This window comes from Streptomyces triticisoli (assembly GCF_003270085.1).
GTDB classification, from domain to species: domain Bacteria; phylum Actinomycetota; class Actinomycetes; order Streptomycetales; family Streptomycetaceae; genus Streptomyces; species Streptomyces triticisoli.
Map to the genome: position 1 here is coordinate 1 of NZ_QFDQ01000122.1, position 6766 is coordinate 6766.

The 6766-nt window shown below is 67.8% G+C and carries 4 protein-coding genes and 4 pseudogenes; 4 read left to right on the top strand and 4 right to left on the bottom strand.

Annotated features, from left to right (window positions below; translation table 11 throughout):
* A pseudogene (locus DEP02_RS18325) lies at positions 1–763 on the top strand (hypothetical protein); the annotation flags it as partial.
* A gap of 250 nt (positions 764–1013) precedes the next feature.
* Positions 1014–1136: pseudogene (locus DEP02_RS34835) on the top strand (ATP-binding protein); the annotation flags it as partial.
* 72 nt (positions 1137–1208) lie between these two features.
* On the opposite strand, the gene DEP02_RS18335 reads toward DEP02_RS34835, so the two are convergent.
* Both DEP02_RS18335 and DEP02_RS18340 read right to left on the bottom strand, forming a co-directional pair.
* Positions 1209–2450, bottom strand: coding sequence for a L,D-transpeptidase (locus tag DEP02_RS18335; RefSeq protein WP_112468720.1), 1242 nt, complete (start codon positions 2448–2450; stop codon positions 1209–1211).
* Between the two features lie 405 nt (positions 2451–2855).
* Positions 2856–3104, bottom strand: a pseudogene (locus DEP02_RS18340) (DUF4232 domain-containing protein); the annotation flags it as partial.
* 291 nt (positions 3105–3395) lie between these two features.
* Here DEP02_RS18340 and DEP02_RS33540 point away from each other — a divergent pair.
* Positions 3396–3605 (top strand): hypothetical protein, encoded by a 210-nt coding sequence (locus tag DEP02_RS33540; RefSeq protein WP_157977481.1) that lies wholly within the window; start codon positions 3396–3398, stop codon positions 3603–3605.
* A 273-nt stretch (positions 3606–3878) separates the two neighbouring features.
* Here DEP02_RS33540 and DEP02_RS18350 read toward each other — a convergent pair whose 3' ends face one another.
* Both DEP02_RS18350 and DEP02_RS18355 read right to left on the bottom strand, forming a co-directional pair.
* Positions 3879–5681, bottom strand: a complete 1803-nt coding sequence (locus DEP02_RS18350) for a CHAT domain-containing protein (protein WP_112468724.1) — start codon at positions 5679–5681, stop codon at positions 3879–3881.
* Positions 5681–6157 carry a hypothetical protein gene (locus DEP02_RS18355; RefSeq protein WP_157977482.1) on the bottom strand — a complete coding sequence of 159 codons (477 nt, stop codon included), beginning with the start codon at positions 6155–6157 and terminating at the stop codon, positions 5681–5683. Before DEP02_RS18355 ends, DEP02_RS18350 begins: the two co-directional genes overlap by 1 nt.
* A gap of 231 nt (positions 6158–6388) precedes the next feature.
* Here DEP02_RS18355 and DEP02_RS34840 point away from each other — a divergent pair.
* Positions 6389–6505: pseudogene (locus tag DEP02_RS34840) on the top strand (IS701 family transposase); the annotation flags it as partial.
* Positions 6506–6766: the final 261 nt, after the last annotated feature.

A 6766-nucleotide genomic window follows, 5' to 3' on the forward strand; every position in this document is an offset into this window, starting at 1 on the left:
CGCCTCGGACGCCTCACCCGCCAAGGCTTCCTCACCCAACCCGGACGAGGCCGCTACAAGAAACGGACTTAACGCCCTCTCAGTCCTCTATCGGGTCCCGCTCGACCTGTCCGATCCCGATGACATGTGGAAGCTCATTCGCGTGGCCTTCACGATCAAGAGCGGGGAAGTGGTCCGGGAAGGCGTGGTCAAGGCGGTCCCGGTCATGGTCCGGCCGGTGATCAAGCGCTTCTACTCCAAAGCGGTACTCAGCGCCGCGAAGGGGTTCCCCATCGTCGGGAAGTATCTCCTGCAGCGCAACGTCATCAAGATCGGAATCCCCGTGGTCGGCGTTCCCCTCGCGGTGGTGTTGAACCGCTATACGACGCTGGTCGCAGGGAGGCACGCGCAGGCCGTCTTCCGGAACGAGGCGCGGGTGATCGAACTCGCCGAGAATCTGAGCAAGAGCAGCCGGCACCCGCAGCTGATGCTGTGGGTCGCATGGCTCGTCATCAGGGCGAACCGCAAGATGGCCGACGATGAGACGCTGTTGATGCGGCACCTGGCGAGGGTGGTTCGGGAGCAGCATCAGGTGGTCGACGAACAGCTCGCTCACCTTGTCGGCATCGACCCCGCCGAGGTGTGGCGTCGCATAGACGCCGAGTCAGGGGATCTGAGCGACATCCTCGACGCGGCCGAGCAGGTGGCCACCGTGGACGGTGACGTCAACGCGCGTGAGAAAGCCGTCATCTCCGAGCTTCGAGACCACTGCAGCCGAGTCTGACGCCGTCCCGCGCCACCGAAGATCGCGAAAGCTCAGCAGTTCGACACTCCGGGCTCCGGCTCCTCTGCGCAGCCACAGCGGCCGCCCACGCCCCCTTTCCGCGTGGGCGGCCCGACCGAGCTACCGGTCCACTGGTACAGCGCGGGTTCGTACCCGACACCGCACTCTCCACCAAGCACCTCCGTACGGTGACTCCCCGTACGCGGCGAGCTGCTGGCACCCGGCGCCTCACGCCCGTCACCGTGCCCCCATGAACGCAGCAACGCCCCAGCTCCCCGCGGCCGTACGAACCTTCACGCAGCAGTTGTCGTCCACGCGCCGGGGTGCCCGGCTCGCCCGGCTCCTCACCTACGAGCAGGTGCGCACCTGGCAGACGTCACAGGAGGTCGAGCGGGACGCCGACCCGGCCGACCCGCTGGGCCTCTGCGCGGAACGTGACCTGGCGTCAGCCGGTCGCGCTGCCCGCGACCCACTCGCTCCACGGCATGTTCCAGTCGCTGAGACCGTTGTCCGGGGCCAGCTTGGTCTTGTCGTCGGAGTTCTTGACGATCACGACGTCACCGATCATCGAGTGGTCGAAGAACCACGCGGCGGGCTGCCTGCCGTCGCCGCCGCCCTTGACGTCCTTCAGGCCCACGCAGCCGTGGCTGGTGTTGACCTTGCCGAAGACCGAGTCGGCACTCCAGTAGTTGCCGTGGATGAACGTGCCCGAGTCGGACAGGCGCATGGCGTGCGGTACGTCCGCGATGTCGTACGCGGGCTTGCCGTCCTTCTTCGTGAGACCGACGGTCGCACCGTTCATGCGGATCTGCCCGAACTTCTCGGAGATGACCATCCGGCCGTTGTACGTCGGGTGCTCGGGGCTGCCGGACGAGATCGGGATGGTCCTGATCGTCTTGCCGTCCCGTACGACGGTCATCTGCTTCGTCCTGGCGTCGACCGTGCTGATCTGGCTCCGGCCGATCTTGAACGTGACCGTCTTCTGGACGCCGTGGGCGTTGAGCTTGACGGTGACGGTGGAGCCGGGCTTCCAGTAGTTCTCGGGGCGGAAGTCCAGGCGGTCGTCGTTGAACCAGTGGCCGACGACCCGCTGGCCGCTGCTGGAGCTGACCTGGATCTTCGACTCCATGGCAGCCTTGTCGCTGATCGCCTTGGCGAAGTTGACCGTCACCGGCATGCCCACGCCGACGGTCGAGCCGTCCTGGGGTGAGACGCGCCCGAGGAAGTCGCCGGCCGGAGAGACCGTGGTGATCGTGGCGTTCCCGGTGACGGAGCGGCCCTTGGCGTCCTCGGCGTCTGCGGCGACCTGGTACTGGGTGGCCCGTTCCAGCCGACCGTTCGGCTTCCAGGACGTGCCGTCCTCGGACAGGGTGCCCGGAATCTCGGTACCGGTCGCGACGGCGATCATGGTCACCTTGGTGATCTTGCCGTTGCTGACGGCGACCTTGACGGGGTCGTTGATCCCGACGTTGCGGGCGCCTTGCCTGGGCGTGATCTTTATCTGGGCGTCGGAAGCGTCCTGGGCGGCCGCCTGATCCACCCGTGCCTGCGATTTCGGGTGGTTCCCGGCATCGTTGCCGCCGGTGGCAGCGTTGCTGGTACCACCGAGGGCCGTGACTGCGAGTACGCCGCCGAGTACGCCGGCCGCAGCCACCAGCCTGGTACGTCGTTCACGTGCCGTGATCAAACGCTTCTCCCATGCCACTGATCTCTGAATCTCTGGAGCTGATTGCCCAAGGAGTGCAATCAGCTCCAGAACCACTTATACGCATTCATCCGTCCTGAAATGTGCAAATTGTGGCGAAGGCCACCTGCCGTCGTGTGCGTCGTCGAGGCCCTGCTCGACGGCCGGACGGCGTGTAGCCGTCTGCTCTCGCCACCCGGTGCCGGCCATGACGGGGACGCCCTTCCAGGGCGAGTTCCTTGAATCCCGGAGGCGCGGCCGCCTCCGGACGACGAGCAGGTCACCGCGGGCCGCCGCGTCGCTGATGCCCGAGGCGTTCGGCCAGGGCGGTTTGCTGTGGGAAGCGCGGTCTCCTGGCCGTTCGAGCGGTCTGGTCGGCCGCGGGGAAGGGGGCCCGGTCGGGGTCCGTCACTTGGACATGATGAAGTCCAGGGCGACGTTCGCCTCGTACTCGTCCCTGGCGCCGCCGCTGACGAGCAGAGCGGCGTAGGCCTCCTCCCCCGGAGCGATGGCGACGGGCGCCCCCGGGTCCGGGTCGCTGTCCTCGATCACGGGGACCGTGGTTTGGGCGTCGGCGCCGAGCCGTAGGTGGGGGTAGCGGTAGAGGTCGCACTTCTCGTCGCCGGCGTTCTGGACGGTGATGAGGAGGTGCCTGGCCTCCTTGCTGTCCGCGGGCTCCTTCTAGGACTTCCAGATCCTGAAGCAGACAAGAGTATTCATGGTGTTCCCCCGTGGCCGGCCGTACCCGGCCGCTCTCGACTCTCGATTGCCAGCAGAGCCTTTACCGGGAATCGCCCTCAATACGCGTATTGGGTGGTTCTGTTACCCATCGAGTACAGGGAAGGAACGGTTCCGCCAGAAACTGAAGTTCGCCCACTGGCGGGACAGGGCGGCTACCTCGTCAGCTCGCAGTTCACGGACTTGGTGAAGCACGGCCTTGTCGGGACCGTGGGAACCAGCATCGAGCAGTTGCGGGACCTAGGGCTGCAGCACGCTCAAGAGGGGTACAGCGTCGTCATCGGCTTCGAAACGAGCAGGGAAACACCACGCGACCGCACCACCCGCGTCCGCAACCGCAGCACGAAGAAGAGGCCGAAGGTGAACTCATACTCCCTGACGGCCTCGCAGGAGTCGCTGTTCGACATCCCGGAATCCTGAGGTACCCGCAGCGGCTGTGGGCCGTGGGGAAGGGTGTCCTGCCGGACCGCCGACGGGCATCGGTGTGGCCGAATACCGCATGCGGTGTTGATCGTTTCCGTGCAGCCACCGAGGCTGGTTCCCAGCCTTCCGTGGCAGGGGGCCGGGCAGCGGCACGGCATCCGCGCCGGTTTCCCTGGCGCCGGTAGGGTCGCGCCGCGACTTGCACAGGTCCGTACCACGTCAGTTGAGGGACGTTTCAGCAACGAGCAGGATCAACTCTCGCAACGGATCTCAGGCGCCGAAGTGGGTGAAGGGACCCCACATCGTCGGACGGGCGTCGTCGGCGGCGGCGCGAGTCACGGCCTGGCCGAGCGCGGCCGACGGGGAGGTCCCGCGCGCGAGTTCCCCGTGGAACGTGGACATCAACCTGATGGTCTCCTCGGTATCAGGGACGGCCCACAGCGCGGCAACCACGGAACTCGCTCCCATGGCGAGCAGCGCCGCGGGAAAGCCGAGCTGTTCGCCGGGCAGACGGGTGCCGATGCCGGCCAAATGGCAGGCGGAGAGGACGACCGTCGTCCCGCGTCGCAGGTCGTGTCCGAGAAGTGCTGACAGAGACAGGGGTCGACCCAGCAGTACGGCGGAGTCCAGCGGATTCTGCGGGTCGAGGAAGCCGTGGCCGGCGAGGTGGATGAGATTGGCGGACGCCATCAGGTCCGACAGTTCCTGCGGGGCGGCTCCCGAAAGGGCAGCGGAACCGGGGGACCTGGTGAGGCCGCGCAAGCGGTCCCCGCCGTCCTCGGCGGCGGTGGCCTTCGTCTCTTCCCGGAAAATGATGGGCTTCACCCCGTACACGGCTGCCACATCCCGGGCCTCCGGCACGGTGAAGGGGATCGGCCCGGCGCCCGCGCCGTCGTCGCACCAGGGATCGGCCACGACCAAGGGATCGATCTGAGACGGTCGGGGCCAGGCACCCGCGAACATCAGGGCGTTGCCCGAGGGCGCCACGGTGAGATCCATGAGGCCGCAGGCCGGGGTGCCGGTGTCGTCCGCCGGCGCCGTGTAGAGGGGGAGCCGTGCGCTCTCGCCCAGGGGGACCAGGGCGACGCGCGTCCCCATGAGGTCCGGCCAGGCAGTGAGCAGCGGCTTCCAGACGGCATCGCCCACGGCGGCGTGCGCGTCCCGGACCGCCCGGTCGCGGACCTTTTTCCGCGGTTCGCCCGACGACAGAACCGCGTGCATCTTCTCGAGGTGGTCCCGTACGGCCTCGACCCGCAGACCGGGCAGCGCGACGCTCTCGCACAGCTCGCGGCCCGTCTCCGGCGCGTCCATGCGGATTGCCGCGCCGGAGGTCGTTCCCGGCGCCACGTAGACGACCGAGCGGGACGTCTTGCTCGCCGCGAGGACGGCGGACACGGTGTTGGAGCCGGAGAGGATGTGCCCCTTCGAGAACTCGTCGAGCGTCGTGTCCAGGTCGCGGACCAGCATCTCGTCGGCCATCACCCGCAGCGCCGCGACGGTGTCGACGCCTGTGGCCTTCGAGGCGCTTCGCGCCTGCTGGACGGCCTCCCCCACACTGCGCCGGAGCGCACGCAGGCGCTGCACGACGTCCTCGCCGTCGAGAAAGTCGGACGTCTCACGGGCGATGGTGCGGTCACCCATCTGCAGGCCGGTCAGAGCTTCCGCGACGAGACAGCCGACGAGGGGGACCCCTGCCCGGTGAGCCACATCCACCGACATCTCCGCCATCATCTGCATGTCGGGGAAGAATGCCTCGGGGAACGGCGCCCCTCGCTTGCTGCACTCCGCGTCCATCATGGCGACCGCCGAGCTGTAGGACAGGCTGCTGCAGGCCGCGAAGAACCACTGGCCCAGCTCGGCGTGCATGCCGAACGAGACCCTGGAGGCTTTGAGGGTCAGTGGGGCATACCACGCCCTGCCCCGGGCCATCTTGTCGAAGCAGCGGCGCATGAGCGTCCAGGAACCGTCGGCCGCGGCTGCGGTACCCTCCCGCCGCCCCAGCTGCTGCAGCTCCTTGATGGCCCGCTCGACCTTCTCGTACTCCGCCATGCGGTGGGCGGCGAAGAGTCCCATCAGTCGGCCGCGGGCGAATCGGTGGTACGGGGCACGGCTGGCGGGGACGGCGTGTCGATCGCGGACACGAGGGCACCGGTGAGAGCGGTTGTGTCCAGGGCAGGAGTACCGTCGGGGCCCGGCGTCGACCTGATCTCGATACGGACCTCGCTGCCGGGCGGCCCCGTGGTGATCGTGAACACGAGCGGTGGCGTGCCCGCGCCGACCCCGCCGGCCTCGGTCCCGGGCTCAGGGACACGGAAGCCGAACCAGGCGGCGGTGCGCCGGGCGAAGTCGGCGATCTGCTCGCGAGCGAGATAGATGCCCACCAGGTTCGCCGAGACCGCCAGTCCCTCGTTGCCGACGGACAACACAGCCTGAGCCACCGACGACCACTGGTCTGCGGAGCGGGTGCCGGTCTCGATCTCGTCGTAGTCCGCTTTCTCCAGTAATTCCCAGAAATCCGTGGGGACATGGACATACATATGGTCGTTCATGAGTGAGAGGGTAGCCGTCCTGATTCCGCCCAAAGGTGTTTTCGTCGGAAGTGCTCTTTGGCTGAAGTCTGCTGCGAGAGGTGATCTTGCTGGTGGGGACGGCGCGGAGACGGCCGCGGCCACCGATGACCATTGATTGGTGTGTGGGCAAACGAAGTTCGGGCGGTAGCCGCGGGGCGCGGCGTAAGACCCTGCCGGTCGGCGAGAAGGATCTGAGGCCCTCATGGCCGAATCGCGGGACGCTTCGCGCGGGTCGAACCACGGCACCGGGCTCGGGAGTTCGCCCTTGGTCTGCTGCCCGACCCGCCCCACAAGAACTGCCGGCCCTTGGCCGAGCGGACCGGCGAGGTCCGGGGTGCAGCAGCGCCGCCGCCGGCGCGCGCACGACTCAGAGCTCAGCCACGAACGTCACGAAACGCGCCCGGGAACCGGAATGCCAGGCCACCCACAAGATCATGTACCTCACTGCGGGGATATTTCCGTGGTGTCATGGACGGGGCTTGAGGAAAGACACAGAGGCACCCCCGGATCACGGATCGGCGGTGGGGCACGGCGCGGTCATGGACGTCGCGTCACCCCGCCGGCGTTTCCGCGTCGGGACAGGAGCAC